The sequence below is a fragment of the Enterococcus plantarum genome, from assembly GCF_001730295.1.
Lineage (GTDB): Bacteria > Bacillota > Bacilli > Lactobacillales > Enterococcaceae > Enterococcus_L > Enterococcus_L plantarum.
Genome location: NZ_MIKA01000004.1, coordinates 1 through 15,347 on the forward strand (window position 1 = coordinate 1; position 15,347 = coordinate 15,347).

The window sequence follows — 15,347 nt, forward strand, 5'->3', positions numbered from 1 at the left end:
ATCCTTTTTTTTTGATTTAAAACAAATAAAAACTCTTTTGTGGGTTCCAATGCATAGTATTTACACTTATTTACGTAGTATAAAAAAAACGAGGAAACATATCAATCGTACATACTCAACAAAAAGGGAGTTGGTTATCAGACTGTAGATAACGTTGTCTTCCGTAAGAAAACAAGCTTTAAATTAAGTAGTTTTTCTAAATCTTCGAAGGAGCCTGGGACATAACTAAAAAGGTTATGTTTCAGGCTCCTTCGAAGAACAGACGAAAAACCAACAATAAGCACTATTTTCGTTAATTTCTTTGATTCTCTGTCTCATAGAACGAATATTAAACAAGTATTGATTGATCATGTTCACTGTATCAACACTGGGACAAACACAAGCCGAATACATAGATTCTACAATGAGGTAAATGAAATCAAACTAAATTGTAGCATCAATCTTTTAGTCCAAGATCATCAAGCGTTAACCTAGCGGATTGGTTTCTTCCTTCAACAAATTTTTTTTTCATCATTAGAATCACTTCCAAAATAGTTTATATAAATTAGTATAAAAAAACTGTAGACAGACTCCTAATGTAGGAGTCTGTCTACAGTCTGAAGGGTGTGGGACGAAAGTAAATCACTTTTGTTTCACACCCTAAATGCGAATAAACGGTGGGGGGCAGAAGCAATCTCTTCTGTCCAGCCTATTTTTTTATAGAATTCTATTAACGAATACTTTTACAATTTACTTTCAGTTACAGGGTCTTTCACTAAATTAGATCCCCATAAACCAGCTAGGGAAGTGATGATCATCCCAAGAACCATAGCTACAAAGCCCCAGATAGACGCTTTTGCTACTGTATTTGAAGCATCTTCCGCAGTTTGTCTAGCTTCTTTGATATTTTTATCCAAGTCTTCTTTTGCATCTTCTAGACTTGTTTTAGCATTTTCGATTTGTGTTTGTGTTTCTTTAGACGCTTTTTGTAGTTCATTATAGATATTATCTGTTGCTTGTTCGGCTTCTTCTTGCGATAAATCTGTATTTTTTGCTACTGCGTTTGCGATTGCTGGGCGATCAACTGAATCACCGATTTTTTTCGCTTTTGCTTCTAAAGAATCTGCAGTATCTTGGAAGATTTTATCAGAGTTATCAGGATTTTTGATGATTTCTTTTCCAGCATCCGTGATTTCATCTGTCGCTTCTTTCATTTTATCTTTCAAATAATCTGGTTGTAGTTCTTTTACGTCAGTATCAGATAAGACTTTTTTAACTTGTCCTTGAAGTTCTGTCGTATCCACTGATTGAACTCCATCTGTCACTTTATCAAATCCTTTACTGATCGCATCAGATGTGCCTGAAGCTACAGTTTCCACAGTGCTGCCAGTTGCTGAAGCGATATTCCCAAATAGAGAACCGATTGCTGAAAATGCTCCGATTGCTGTATAAGATAGGATAGCCAATAATACCAAGACACTTGTTGCCCATGTTAGAAAACCATGAACTAAGCCTACTCTGCGTGCTGCTACCCCTGCAATAAATCCACTACAAAATAATGAAAGAACAAATGTCACCACTGTCCAAATAATAAGGCCCATTCCTACACCATCTAACGGATTATCCGCTGTTGGCTTAACAATACCAAAACCAATTGCTGAACCAATTAAACTTAAGGTAAAGAAAATCGCAAAGAAGGAAACTAGTCCTGCTATGATTGACCCCCAAGAGATATTTACCCCTGCTTCATCTTGTGTCGTTAAGTACGATACAAACCCTTTTTTTCTCGTATTCTTTTCCATAATTCCCATCCTTTCGTTTATTTTTTTACTAATTGGTACACTATCAACTATAAAAGCTTAAAATATTTTGTGCAAATGATATGATTTTTTTTCTAATCAAACACTCACTTCTTCTGTGACAAGGTATATCATTTGCATCTAATGCAAAAAAATGTTAGGCCATACCAACTATTGGTATAGCTCTAACATGATATGTTCGATGATAATAATAGTATGTTAGTGTGCTAAAGTCCCCAAAATAACACCTATAAAAATCAACCAGTCAAAAGCGATATGAATGATTGTACCCGCCCAGATTGAATTTGTTTTTAATGTCGCCCATGTAAAAGGGATGCGAGTCAACCCAATCACAACCAAGCATTGGAACCAATTCCAATCATACGTCGATAAATGTAGTGACCCAAACATAAGATTTGTTAAAATAACTGAACCAATGATAGCTGTTTTTCGTTCAACTTTATACTGCAGTGCTATATGAACTAGTAAAATCAGTGGAATCGTCGTAATGATTTCCTCTCCTGCGAGCATGAATAACGTTTTACCTAACAAAGTAAGCGCCGGTACCAAGCCATGACTAAATTCATACACGATTGGATTAGCAGCAGTCGGCTGTCCAATCGCTCCGGCTAAAACGTTTGCCAAGAGAGCCGTTACCCAACTTAAAACGTATGCAATCATTATAATTTTAACTGATCCTTTTTTTAGTGGGGAATAAAGTTGTTTAATGCCTTCCACACCATACATCAAGTACATTCCTACTAATCCTGCAACGAGAATCATACAAAAATTCAAAATAAATGCCGTGTTCAATAATGAATAAAACGCGCATCCTAATAATAATAACGAAACAATTGCTGGAACTAATTTTACTTTTCGATCAAATAATTCTTGCATTTTCTCCACGCCCTTAAGGTTATTTTCTTTTAGTATAGTTTTTATCTTTGTAGCAAACAAATGATTCGCCTAGTTTACAAGCAAATCACTTCCGCTGTTTAGATAATAACCACTTTTCATGTTTTTAATTGATTTAGTCTGATATATAAGACCTGACGGAATCCAACCTTTTGATACCTGTAGAAAAACAAGCTAAACTAGCTTTAGGAGGTGCTGAATAAAGGAAAAATTATGGGCTAACTGTCAGACAAATTCGTTTAAATAAAGGATATAGTCAAAAAGAAGTATATAACGAGATCATAACAAAATCCTATGCTATTGAATTTGAACAAGGAAAGCATGATATATCACTCTTTTTATTTATGCAGATTTTAGACCGCTTAATGGTAGATAGCGACGAATTTTTTTATATTCATAATGAGTATCAATTACGGGAAGAAAAATTATATCAACAATTTTTCTCACGCGGCCAATCGCCATGATATTCAAGCTTTAGAAAAAATGTACCAAACCCAATTGCACCTCACCGACCCTACTGCTTTGACCCTTGTACGTCAGGCAGAACTACGTTTAAGAATCCAGTCTCTCAGCTATTTTGAGAGCCATAAAAATTTTTAGAATTGGCAGGGCAATCCTGAAGATATCCAAATCCTTAGTCATTATTTGATGAATGTTCAAAGTTGGACATTACAAGAAATTCTCTTATTTAGCAACAATGTTGATATGTTTAACCAAGAACAGCAACTTTTCTTTTTTAAGCTACTACTAAAATCCCTCCCTCACTACCAATCATACAATCGAGCAGTCCCAGTCTACGCGTCTCTACTCGCGAACCTATTGCCAACATTGTTTCGTAAACAAGAATGGGCTGACATTTCACAGGCATTAGGTTGGTTGGAAGAACTGAGTAAAGAATTTACCAGCAGCTTTTTTCGAATCGTCTTTCTCTATTACAGTGGACTCTTTGCTATTTGTCAGGGAGACACTATCGCTGGAGAAAAAAAAGTTCTTTAGGCATTGAATACATTGAAGATACTTGACCAAGCAAATATTGCAGCCGAACTAGAAGCTTTCTTTATGACCCTAAAAAGATAGGAGAAAGAACATCGTGGAATCAAGTCTACTCACACCGTTTAGTTAGCTTTATAATAAAAACTAAAAAAATGAGGGAGGAACAAAAGTAACAAGCACCTCTGTTCCCCCTCATTATTCTTCTATTATTCTTGATAATACGATTCATAACCAAAATGTTCATAGGCTAATACGGTTGCGATTCGACCTCTTGGCGTACGCTTGATAAATCCTTTTTGAATTAAATACGGTTCATACATATCCTCTACCGTTTCAGTTTCTTCACTGATATTGACCGCTATTGTGCTTAATCCGACAGGACCACCGCCGTATAATTCAATCATTGTTTTTAATAATTTTTGATCGACATAATCCAATCCTTGATGATCAACTTGCAATAAGGTCAATGCTTGGTCTGCAATTTCACGGTTGATCGTGCCATTCGACTGTACTTGGGCAAAATCACGGACACGTTTTAGTAAGCGATTCGCGATTCGCGGTGTGCCACGAGAACGTCGTGCAATTTCAAAAGCGCCTTCTTCTACGATCTCCGTTCGGAAAATATCAGCTGAACGTAATACGATTTCTTTTAAATCTTGTGTTTCATAATATTCCATATGTGAAATAATGCCAAAGCGATCACGAAGTGGCGCAGATAACATACCAGCTCTTGTCGTGGCTCCTATCAAGGTAAACGGAGGTAATGGAAAATGAACTGGATGAGCTGTTGTTCCTTGTCCCACCATGATATCTACATAAAAATCTTCCATTGCAGAATACAACATTTCTTCTACTACACGAGGTAAGCGATGGATTTCATCAATAAATAAAACGTCTCCTGGTTCTAATTCGTTTAATATCGCGACTAAGTCCCCTGCTCGCTCAATTGCTGGTCCACTCGTCGTTCGGATATTAACATGCATTTCGTTGGCGATCACCATTGCCATCGTCGTCTTACCCAGCCCAGGTGGACCGTATAAAAGCGTATGGTCTAAGGCTTCTTCCCGATTGCGAGCAGCTTCGATATAAATCGTAAGCTCTTGCTTGACTTTGTCTTGCCCAATGTATTGTTCGAGAAATTGCGGACGTAGCGACTTTTCCAAGGACTCTTCCCCTTCACTTCTTTGAGCGGAAAGTAGTCTTTCATCTTCTGTCATAACGATTCCTCCTTAGCGTTTCATCATAAATTTCAATGCATTGCGCAAGTATTCATCTGTCGCTTGTGTACCTAATTCTTCCAATTTCGGCGTGATACGTTTGATTTCTTTTTCACTATAACCTAACGCACTCAACGCTTCTAATGCTTCTGTCAGCGACTGATTTGCTGATGGCGTATTTGGTGTTTTAGCCATCGCTTCAACAGCAGCATCTGACGTTTCTAGCTCTCCTAATTTCCCTTTAAGATCAAGTACCATTTGTTGTGCAGTCTTTTTACCCACACCAGGAAATTTTGTTAGATAAGCAGCATCTTCACTCTCGATCGCATTGATCAACCCACCGTGATCTTCTGAAGCCATGATTGCTAAACCACTTTTAGGTCCGATTCCTGAGACACTAATCAACTTTAAAAAGAGTTGTTTTTCATCTAAATCACTGAACCCATATAAAGAGTGGGCATCTTCACGAATGACTTGATGGACATAAATTTTAGTTTGCTGATCCGTTTTTCCAGAATAACGATAGGGATTTCCTACAGAAATTTGATAGCCAATTCCATTTGTTTCTACTACAATATAATATGGACTGATAAACGTCACTTTACCAATAATATACTCGTACATAATTTCACCTTTCTTGAAACCTTGCTTGCGCATCACACGCACATATGTTTCTATTTTAGCACAGATTAAAGGAAATCAGTAGCTTGAAAAAAAGCATCTTATTTAACTATAAAAAAACCAATACGAACTATGCTTCCATTCGTACTGGTCATATGATGAGGTAGGGGTATATCTCTACGAGTTACACCTTCGCCCTCTTTTACTTTTTATTCAGAAATGTAAGTCCATTTATAATCGTATCGCGCACCAGCTCCGTGAGCTACTACGCCTTGGACTTTTTTACTACGCATGTGTGCTTCTGCTTTTTGATAAACTGGTGCAACGCCCATCTCGTTCATCAATAGTTTTTCGGCCTCTACCATATCTGTCCAGCGTTTTTCTGGATCAGAGGCGTCTTTACTACCTGAAGCTTTGACTAATTCATCGTATGTTTCATTTGAGTAGCGCCCTCTGTTATATGAACCACCTGTTACAAATAAATCAGTGAAACTGCTTGGGTCTGCATAATCAGCTCCCCAACCGCCCATGATCACTTCAAAGTCACCATTTTTACCGCGATCTAATCGAACGGTAAAGGGCACATTTGTAACGGTCACGTCTACACCATCAAGTGTTTCTTTCACTGCGCCTTGGATATATTCTAGTACTTTTTTGGTAGAATCAGTATCATCACCCACGATATCAAATTTGAATGAATCAATGCCTAATTCTTGTTTTGCTTTTTCCCAGTATTCTTTGGCTTTTTTGGTGTCATGTGTCAACACATTTTTATTTTCATCCGCAAAGTCTTTATTGCCTGTGGGTGAGAATGACATTCCAGCTGGTACAAGACCAGTAGAAGCAATCGAACCATCTCCTAAGATTCGGTCAACCAATGCATCACGGTCGATTGAATAAGAAATTGCTTTACGTAAGTTTTCATTGTGGTACGGTGAATTCGCATCTCTTTGATTGAATTCAAGATAAGACGTTCTAGCATCTTTTTCAATCACAAGTTCTGGATCATCCGCCATTTGTTTTGCTAATTCTCCACTTAAAATGACATCGTCTGCTTGACCATCTTGGAATAGATTTAATGATGTAGGTGCTTCTTTAACCACTGTTACTTCAATTTTATCTAACTTAACTGCGTCTTTATCCCAATATTGATCATTTTTTGTATACGACCATTCGGTGTCTGTTCCAGGTCCGTCAAAATCAGTTAACGTAAATGGGCCGTTATAAACGGATGCGTCGCTAGTTGTTGCATAGTCTTTGCCTTTTTCTTCGACAATTTTTTTATTTTGTGGGAAAAAGGATGGGAAGGCCAATAAATAATCAAAGTATGGCGTTTCTTGTTCTAACGTTACTTCTAATTCATAATCCCCAATTGCTTTGATCCCTAACTCATCCAAGCTTTTCTTACCAGCAGAAACATCGGCACCGTTTTTAACTAATTCAAACATATAAGCATATTCTGCTGCTGTTTTAGGATCTGCTGTTCGTTGCCAACCATAGACATAATCTGCCGCTACCACAGGATCACCATTTGACCATTTAGCGTCTTCTCTAAGTTTAAATGTATAGGTCAATCCATCATCACTTTTCTTTGCCAACTCAACTGCACCAGCTGGCTGTGGTTTACTTTTATCATCTAAACGATATAACCCTTCATAAACATTGTTCAAAGCTGAAAAACTAATTGTATTGGTTGCAACTGATAAATCTGCACTTGGCATTTCTTGTTGGACTACTAATTTAAAAAGCTGTTCCCCACTCGCTTTCTTACTATCGTTACTACTATCTGCAGAATCAGTCTTACCACCGCAAGCTGCCAAAACTAGAGTAGACAGCATCATCACACTGATTAATTTCCTCACATTTACTTTTTTCATTTTATTCTCCTCAATAAATAATTATTTTCTTTCCTAATTCTAATTTTCGGAATGTTTTCATAATACTAGAAATTAAGGCAAATAGCAATTGTTTTATGAAGGAAATAAAAAAAGCCTATTTAAGCAATTTTAATCTGCTTAGATAGGCTTTCCTATTATTTAAATAAGGTTTGATAGTCCCCGTAGCCTGCCTTTTCTAGCTCGTCTACCGGAATAAACCGTAAAGCTGCTGCATTGATACAATAGCGTAAACCACCTTGCTCTTGCGGCCCATCTGTAAAAACATGGCCTAAATGGGAATCGGCTTCTTTACTCCGTACTTCAACACGACGCATTCCTAAAGAAAAATCTGAATTTTCTTTGACACCTTGTTTTTCAATTGGCTTAGTAAAAGCTGGCCAACCGCAGCCTGCATCATATTTATCTGTTGAACTGAAAAGTGGTTCGCCACTGACCACATCAACATAAATCCCCTCTTGGTAAAAGTCATCATATTTACCAGTAAAAGGTCGTTCAGTTGCATTTTCCTGCGTTACGGCATATTCGATATCGGATAGCTTTTCTTTCAACTCTTCTTTTGATGGTTTTTCCATGACAAATCACACCCTTACTTTTTAGTTAGTCCTATCATAGCATTATTAAGAAAAAAACACTCATTTTCTGTTTAGAAAATAAGTGTTCAAGTCGACTTTTAGTTCCAAGGAATATCCAGATCGACATTTTCGGCTAAATCAATACTTTCTTGTCGCTTGGCTTGTCTGAATTGTTTTCTGGCTTCATATCCTTGACAGATAAAACGTTCTTCTTTGGTCTCTGGCTCGATTGTTTTTGGCAAGCTCGCTCCTTTAGGTACGACAAAGGTCATAAAACAAGTTCCAGCTAGATAGCGTTCTCCCGTGAATAAATCTTCCCCGATCACTTTGGCGAATATCTCCATCGAGCGCGTACCTACTCCTGATACGTATGCATCAATACAGACTGAATGGTCTGCTTTTAAAGGGGCTAAAAAGTCTAAATGATCGACAGATGCCGTTACGATTGCCGCTCTAGATATTCGAACAGCTGAGATCCCAGCCGTTTCATCCAGCCATGCCATTAGTTGACCACCAAATAAGGTTTTATGAAAATTTAAATGAGGATACGTGATCATATGTGTCTGAATGGCTCTTGTTTGTGAACATTTCATTTGTTGTTTCCTTCTTTCATCGTTCAGTTACACGTCAAAGGCTGGTAGCATTCGGTACAGAGTCGCAATAGGCAAGCCCATGATCGAATAGTAGTCACCTTGAATATTTTTAACCAATAAAGCACCTTGCTCTTGAATCCCGTAGGCTCCAGCTTTATCTGTGTATTCTTTTGTATCTAGGTAGCGATTGATTTCTTCGTCCGTCAAATCGTAAAATTCTACTGTAGCAGGAACTGTAGCCGAAGATTCTTGATCATTTTTCATTAATACGACACTTGTATAAACTTTATGTGTTCTGCCACTTAGTTGACGCAGCATCCGAAAAGCATCCTCTCTGGAAGTGGGTTTTCCTAATATTTCATTGTCGATTGTGACGATCGTATCGGAACCGATCACTAAATCATTTGGATATTGTTTGGCAATATGTGCTGCTTTTTGCGCCGCCATCGTTAAAACGTAGTCCATTGGGGTGAAATACCCTTTGACTTCTTCATTTATATCAGCTGGCACAACATCAAAATTAGGGATAATTCGGCTCAACAACTCACGTCTGCGAGGCGATTGAGAGGCTAAAATAACTGCCATTAGGATAAAACCTTCTTCCTATGTTTTTTAGTGTGGGTCTTGAATACGTTTAAACATTTTTTCCATGTCTGAATTTGTAAAATGAATCAAAACAGGACGACCATGAGGACAATTAAATGGATTCTCACAAGTCTCAAGATCCTTCAATAAGACACGCGCTTGTTGTTCATTTAAATAATGATTCGCTTTGATCGACCGTTTACAACTCATCATGATCGCTGTGGCTTCACGGAATTTTTTTACACTAACAGACCCTGTTGTCAAAAGCATATCGATCATCTCACGGATGATCGTTTCTTCTTCACCCGCTGGATACCACGTTGGATGAGCCCGAACAATAAAACTATTTTGACCAAAATCTTCTAAATGAATGCCAACTTCTGCTAAATTTTCTTTTTGTTCTTTGATTTTTAGCGCGTCACTATTTGGATAATCGATCACGATCGGCACTAATAGCTCCTGTAGATCGTTCGTGACTTCACCGATTTTTTCTCTAAAATACTCATATTTGATACGTTCTTGAGCTGCGTGTTGATCGATGATATATAAACCATCTTTACTTTGAGCAAACAGATAAGTACCATGCATCTGACCAAAATATTCTAGTTCTGGAAACCGTTCTTTCGGACGTTCATCCGACAACTTATTCAACACTTTATTTAAGTCATTTTGAGCTCCAGTTGCGGAAAAATCAAATTCTGGATGATGACTTAATTCTTCTTCATAGACTTGTTCGTCAACCGAGGGTTCTTCATTTTGCGGAGGTATTTCCGCAAGTTTAGTTGGTTCTGCCGTTTGGCTATTATCAGATTGCTGATGTGCCTCAGGTTCATAAGGTGAACTGAAAGCATGGGCCATCAACGCTTCTTTTTCAAGTTCCTCTTTACTCAGAGATTCCGATTCTTTTGCCCCACTGTCCGTAGACGATTGGGGGACATATTCTGCTGTCGTTTCTTTAACAAAAAAGTTGCCACTCGTTGGATCATAGCCTAGGCTACCCGATGTGCGAATAGGTTTTGTTACTTCCTCTTGTTCTGTTAAAGGAATTTCCATTTGCTCCACTTTCGGCTGTGGTTCGACTTTCTTTTTAAAGCGAAGGTTATCTGCAGCATTTGGGATCAATTGCTCTTGGCTTAACACTTCACGAATCGCATCACTAATCAAGACCATCAATTCTTTTTCCTTACTTAAACGGACTTCTTGCTTGGTGGGATGAACATTGACGTCAACTAACAACGGATCCATCTCAATTTCTAATACAGCCAAAGGAAAACGGCCAACCATTAATTTGGAGCCATAACCGTCGACGACTGCTTTGTTCAACGCAAAGTTCTTGATATAACGACCATTAATGATCGTTGACAAATAATTACGACTAGCCCTAGTAACTTCTGGTAATGAAACATAGCCTGTTAATTTAAAATCCAAATCTTCTGCTTCGATCTTTAGCATTTTTTTCGCCGTACTAATACCATATATTCCAGCAATCGTTTGCTTCAAATCGCCATTTCCCGCAGTATTCATCATTTTATTGCCATCATGAACTAAACGAAACGCAATATTAGGATGACTTAAAGCTAAGCGGTTGACGATATCCCCGACATTGGCAAGTTCAGTTTGGATCGTTTTAACATATTTTAAGCGAGCTGGTGTATTGAAAAATAAGTTTGAGACGGTGATTTTTGTTCCTTTTCTTAAAGCGGCTGGGCGATGCTCTTCGACCTTACCGCCTTTCATTTGAACATAACTACCTTCCTCTTCTTCAGACACAGCTGTTTCTATAACAATTTCTGAAACGGACGCGATACTGGGCAAAGCTTCTCCACGGAATCCCAAACTGCGGATACGAAATAAATCATCTCTTGTATGGATTTTACTTGTCGCATGGCGTTTAAATGCACTAAGAATATCATCTTTTGCGATTCCTTCACCATTGTCGATAATTTGGATCGTTTTCAGTCCTGCTTCTTCAATAAAAATATCGATTTGTGTACTTCCAGCATCGATCGCATTTTCTACAAGTTCTTTGACAACTGATGCAGGACGTTCTACTACTTCACCAGCAGCGATCTGATTGGCAAGTTGTTCTGATAATTCTTGGATTTTTCCCATCTATACGATCCTTTCCTTGCTCAGTTTTTTAGTTTAAATTCTTTTTTGCAGTTCATGCAATTTATTCAAAGCATCCATTGGTGTTATTTCTAATAAATTGATTTTCTTCAAGGTATCGATCACACCTAACTCATCCGTCGATACTTCTTTAAATAATGATAATTGTTCCGTATCTTCTTTAATCTCATCTTTGTATTCAACTGTTTTAAGCGGTTGCTCATCTGATTCTAAAGCCGAAAGAATCGTCGCAGCGCGCTCTAGTAATGTACTTGGTAATCCAGCGATTTTAGCTACATGGATCCCATAACTTTTATCTGCTGGACCATCCATCATTTTATGCAAAAAGACAACTTCGCCATTTTTTTCTACTGCACCGACGTGAATATTTTTCACTCCACTCAACTTTTCATCTAAGACGGTCAATTCATGATAATGAGTTGAGAACAATGTTTTCGCTTTAACTTCTCTGTGGATATATTCGATAATTGCTTGTGCTAACGCCATCCCATCATAAGTAGCAGTTCCTCTACCAAGTTCATCGAATAAAATCAAACTGTTTGGTGTGGCATGACGTAAGGCTTGATTGGCTTCCATCATTTCCACCATAAACGTACTTTGACCTGCAATCAGATCATCTGATGCACCGATTCGTGTGAAAATCTGATCAAAAATCGGTAATTCAGCCGATTCAGCTGGGACAAAACAGCCGATTTGAGCCATAACTACCGTTAGTGCTAGCTGGCGCATGTAGGTACTTTTACCCGACATATTTGGTCCTGTAATCAACAAAATAATGTTTTCTTTACTCATATGAACACTATTTGGGATATATTCTTGATGCCCTAACACTTTTTCCACAACTGGATGACGTCCTTCAACAATATGTAGCTCTTTACTATTGCTTTTTAGGGTCGGGCGAACATATTGGTATCGTTCACTGACTGTTGCAAAAGCTTGTAAGACATCCACTGCACTAATTGTTTTTGCTAGTTTTTGCAGACGCTCGATGTTGGCTTTAACTTGTTCGCGAACTTCTAAGAATAATTGATACTCTAAATCGACCGATTTTTCTTCCGCTTCTAAAATCAAGGTTTCCATCTCTTTGAGTTCCGGCGTAATAAAACGCTCCGCGTTCGCCAGAGTTTGTTTGCGTTCGTATTTTCCTTCTGCTAGATTTGCTAAGTTGGATTTTGTGACTTCGATGTAATACCCAAAAACGCGATTAAACCCGACTTTTAAGGTTTTGATGCCCGTTTCTTGTCGTTCTTTGGCTTCTAGTTCAGCTAACCATTGTTTGCCATGGCGCATCGCATCACGGTATTCATCTAGTTTTTCGTTGTAATGATCTTTGATGATATTTCCTTCTGTAATGGCAAGCGGTGCTTCTTCGTTAATCGCATTACTGATCAGTTCAACGATGTCTTCAGCAGGATTTAAATCTAATAATAAATCATTCCATTCCCCTTGATTGATTCCTACAATCAATTCACGAACCAATGGTACTTGTTCTAACGAGGTTTTCAGTTGGATCAAGTCACGACCATTCACATTCCCAAATGCTACACGACCAGCTAAACGCTCCAAATCATAGACTTTGGTCAATGTAGATTGTAAATCAACACGTTCGAAATAAGCATTTAGTAAGGATTGAACCATTTCTTGTCTTGTTTGAATTTGTTTTTCTTGGATTAAGGGACGATCTAGCCATTGTTTTAATAAACGGCCGCCCATTGCAGTTTTCGTCTCGTCCAGCAGCCATAATAGGGTGCCTTTTTTCAGTCCAGTTCGAATCGATTGGGTCAATTCTAAGTTGAATTTAGAATAGTGATCCATTTTCAAGAAATGATCTGGCTGATATTCTACTGCTTTTTGAATATGAGACAATCCACGTTTTTGCGTCACAGTTAAATATGTTAATAATTTGCCTGTTACATCAACTTCTAGCGGATGTGTCAGTTCACTTGTTAAAAAACTGAATTCAGCATTTTCTTCTGCTTGGTTTTGTTCAGAAAAAATAATGTTTAAGCGATCTTTTAATGTTTGTTGCAATGTTTCTGATAATTCGCTACCTAATACGATTTCTTTCGTTTGCAACGCCGATGCTTCATTAATCACCGCATCTTCATCACTTAAAACAGCTGTTTTTAGTTCTCCAGTACTTAAATCAACATACGCTAAACCAAATGTACCCTCCTTTTCGACGATAGCTGTTAAATAGTTATTGTCTTTCGCTCCTAAGCCTTTACTCGTCATCACAGTGCCTGGCGTAATGAGCTGAACAACTTCTCGTTTGACCATGCCTTTGGTGGTTTTAGGGTCTTCTACTTGTTCGCAGATTGCTACTTTATAGCCTTTTTCAATCAATGTATCGATATAGCCTTGTGCAGCGTGATGAGGAATTCCACACATTGGGATTGGGTCATCTGCATTGCGATTCCGACTAGTCAAAGTTAATTCCAATAACTGTGAAGCATTAACCGCATCTTCGTAAAACATTTCGTAAAAGTCACCTAAACGGTAAAACAGAAAAGCGTCTTGATATTGGTCTTTGATTGCTAAATATTGTTCCATCATGGGTGTGTGTTTTGTTTTTTGTGGCATTGTTACCCTTCCTTCTCTAGTTCTTCATTGATTCTATATTGGATCATATCTGTGACGTGCTGCAAGAGGTCGTTGGCTTCCATCAATTGCTCGCGATAGGCCACAACTAAGGGATGTTCATCGAATTCTTTCGTTAATTCGTCCGCACGCTTGATTGCGTCTTTTTCTGCTTCTGGTTTATCATAATGAGCAAATTGAACAGCATCTTTTTGAGCGGCTTTGATTTGTTCTACTAAGCCGGTCAGTTTCTCGTTATTTTGGACTTTTTCTTCTAATTCTTTATAACGCTGAATCAATTCGTCCTCGCCAAGCAAGTCCAATAATTTGGTTAATTCTTCATTTATTTCTTTATCTGTAATGGATGGCTCCATGATTTCACACCTTTATTCTGGGTAAGATTTTATTGTAAAATAGGTCTACTTATTTTAACATAATTCCAGCAGAATCAACAGTTTGCGAAAAAAAATAGCACCTAAGCAGTAAAAGTTATTTTATAAGATAGCGTCAAAAGCTGAAATGGTCGATAAAAAGAACAGAGCACCCTTTTATTTTGGTTACTCTGCCCTTTAAGAATGTTTTGAGAACATGACATGCTACTACGTAAAATTCATCTTATCCTATGTTTGGATAATCCCCACTAACTCTATTCTACAAACGGACGATCTTCACTGATCTGAATCGGTTCGATTTTCTTCGCTTGTCCTGTCTGATCGTCGATATCAATGACACAAGCCGATAATAAACTCCGTCCTTCTTCGATGACTTCAAAACGTTTTGGTAATGCTGTCCTAAATTTTTCAATAATCGGTCCGCGCTTCATGCCTAAGATCCCATCATAAGGGCCTGTCATGCCGACATCGCTTAAAAATGCTGTCCCAGCTGGTAAAATCCTAGCATCATTGGTCTGCACATGGGTATGTGTCCCTACAACGGCACTTACATGTCCATCTAAAAACCAGCCCATTGCTTGCTTCTCGCTCGTCGTTTCACCATGAAAATCAACAAAGATCAATGGTGTCCGCTTGCGAGCTTCTGTGATTAATTCTTCTGCTTTACGAAACGGATCATCAATATCCGCCATAAAAACACGCGCCTGCATGTTGATAACTGCTAATTCAAGTTGATTGACTTTGACAAAAACCATCCCTTGTCCAGGTGTCCCTTGAGGAAAGTTAGCCGGACGAATCATTTTTTTAGCATCGTCGATAAATTCGAAAATCTCTTTGTTATCCCAAGTATGGTTTCCTAATGTGACAACATCTGCACCATCTTGCAAGAACTTCTTATAGATCTTACCTGTGATTCCACGACCTGCCGCCGCATTTTCACCATTAAGAATCGTGACTTGTGGACGGTATTTTTTCTTTAATTTTGGTAAATAGGTCGTGATTGTCTCTCGACCTAATGATCCTACTACGTCTCCTATAAATAATATACGCAAAAAACTTCCTCTTCTCTTTTA

Annotated in this window: 14 protein-coding genes; 2 read left to right on the forward strand and 12 right to left on the reverse strand. The window is 38.1% G+C overall.

Annotation, left to right across the window (positions count from 1 at the left end):
• Positions 1-722 precede the first annotated feature (722 nt).
• Together BCR22_RS02395 and BCR22_RS02400 are read right to left on the reverse strand one after the other, a co-directional pair.
• Positions 723-1,781, reverse strand: coding sequence for a hypothetical protein (locus BCR22_RS02395; protein WP_069653404.1), 1,059 nt, complete (start codon positions 1,779-1,781; stop codon positions 723-725).
• Between the two features lie 216 nt (positions 1,782-1,997).
• Positions 1,998-2,675 carry a CPBP family intramembrane glutamic endopeptidase gene (locus tag BCR22_RS02400; protein WP_069653405.1) on the reverse strand — a complete coding sequence of 226 codons (678 nt, stop codon included), beginning with the start codon at positions 2,673-2,675 and terminating at the stop codon, positions 1,998-2,000.
• A 299-nt stretch (positions 2,676-2,974) separates the two neighbouring features.
• Between BCR22_RS02400 and BCR22_RS15910 the strand changes: the two genes are divergently transcribed.
• Together BCR22_RS15910 and BCR22_RS15615 are read left to right on the forward strand one after the other, a co-directional pair.
• Entirely contained in the window at positions 2,975-3,157 is a 183-nt protein-coding gene (locus tag BCR22_RS15910) for a hypothetical protein (RefSeq protein WP_338030535.1), read from the forward strand.
• Positions 3,158-3,341: 184 nt separating this feature from the next.
• Positions 3,342-3,689: an Rgg family transcriptional regulator gene (locus BCR22_RS15615; protein WP_240485841.1), complete on the forward strand. Its 348-nt coding sequence runs from the start codon at positions 3,342-3,344 to the stop codon at positions 3,687-3,689.
• A gap of 203 nt (positions 3,690-3,892) precedes the next feature.
• Here BCR22_RS15615 and ruvB read toward each other — a convergent pair whose 3' ends face one another.
• The 10 genes from ruvB to BCR22_RS02455 all read right to left on the reverse strand — a co-directional run bounded on the left by ruvB (position 3,893) and on the right by BCR22_RS02455 (position 15,326).
• Positions 3,893-4,903, reverse strand: a complete 1,011-nt coding sequence (gene ruvB, locus BCR22_RS02410) for a Holliday junction branch migration DNA helicase RuvB (protein ID WP_069653406.1) — start codon at positions 4,901-4,903, stop codon at positions 3,893-3,895.
• A gap of 12 nt (positions 4,904-4,915) precedes the next feature.
• Positions 4,916-5,527 (reverse strand): Holliday junction branch migration protein RuvA, encoded by a 612-nt coding sequence (ruvA, locus tag BCR22_RS02415; RefSeq protein ID WP_069653407.1) that lies wholly within the window; start codon positions 5,525-5,527, stop codon positions 4,916-4,918.
• A 206-nt stretch (positions 5,528-5,733) separates the two neighbouring features.
• Entirely contained in the window at positions 5,734-7,401 is a 1,668-nt protein-coding gene (locus BCR22_RS02420) for a peptide ABC transporter substrate-binding protein (protein WP_069653408.1), read from the reverse strand.
• Positions 7,402-7,556: 155 nt separating this feature from the next.
• On the reverse strand, positions 7,557-7,994 hold the full coding sequence (gene msrB / locus BCR22_RS02425; protein WP_069653409.1) for a peptide-methionine (R)-S-oxide reductase MsrB: 438 nt from the start codon (positions 7,992-7,994) through the stop codon (positions 7,557-7,559).
• A gap of 98 nt (positions 7,995-8,092) precedes the next feature.
• Positions 8,093-8,587, reverse strand: coding sequence for an acyl-CoA thioesterase (locus tag BCR22_RS02430; protein WP_069653410.1), 495 nt, complete (start codon positions 8,585-8,587; stop codon positions 8,093-8,095).
• A 27-nt stretch (positions 8,588-8,614) separates the two neighbouring features.
• Complete coding sequence (locus BCR22_RS02435) at positions 8,615-9,172, reverse strand: Maf family protein (protein ID WP_069653411.1); 558 nt, start codon at positions 9,170-9,172, stop codon at positions 8,615-8,617.
• 27 nt (positions 9,173-9,199) lie between these two features.
• Positions 9,200-11,284 carry a DNA mismatch repair endonuclease MutL gene (gene mutL, locus BCR22_RS02440; protein WP_069653412.1) on the reverse strand — a complete coding sequence of 695 codons (2,085 nt, stop codon included), beginning with the start codon at positions 11,282-11,284 and terminating at the stop codon, positions 9,200-9,202.
• Between the two features lie 33 nt (positions 11,285-11,317).
• A complete protein-coding gene (mutS, locus tag BCR22_RS02445) occupies positions 11,318-13,885 on the reverse strand; it encodes a DNA mismatch repair protein MutS (RefSeq protein ID WP_069653413.1) in 2,568 nt (855 codons plus the stop codon).
• 2 nt (positions 13,886-13,887) lie between these two features.
• Positions 13,888-14,256, reverse strand: a complete 369-nt coding sequence (locus BCR22_RS02450) for a YlbF family regulator (protein ID WP_069653414.1) — start codon at positions 14,254-14,256, stop codon at positions 13,888-13,890.
• A gap of 272 nt (positions 14,257-14,528) precedes the next feature.
• On the reverse strand, positions 14,529-15,326 hold the full coding sequence (locus BCR22_RS02455) for a TIGR00282 family metallophosphoesterase (RefSeq protein WP_069653415.1): 798 nt from the start codon (positions 15,324-15,326) through the stop codon (positions 14,529-14,531).
• Positions 15,327-15,347 lie beyond the last annotated feature (21 nt).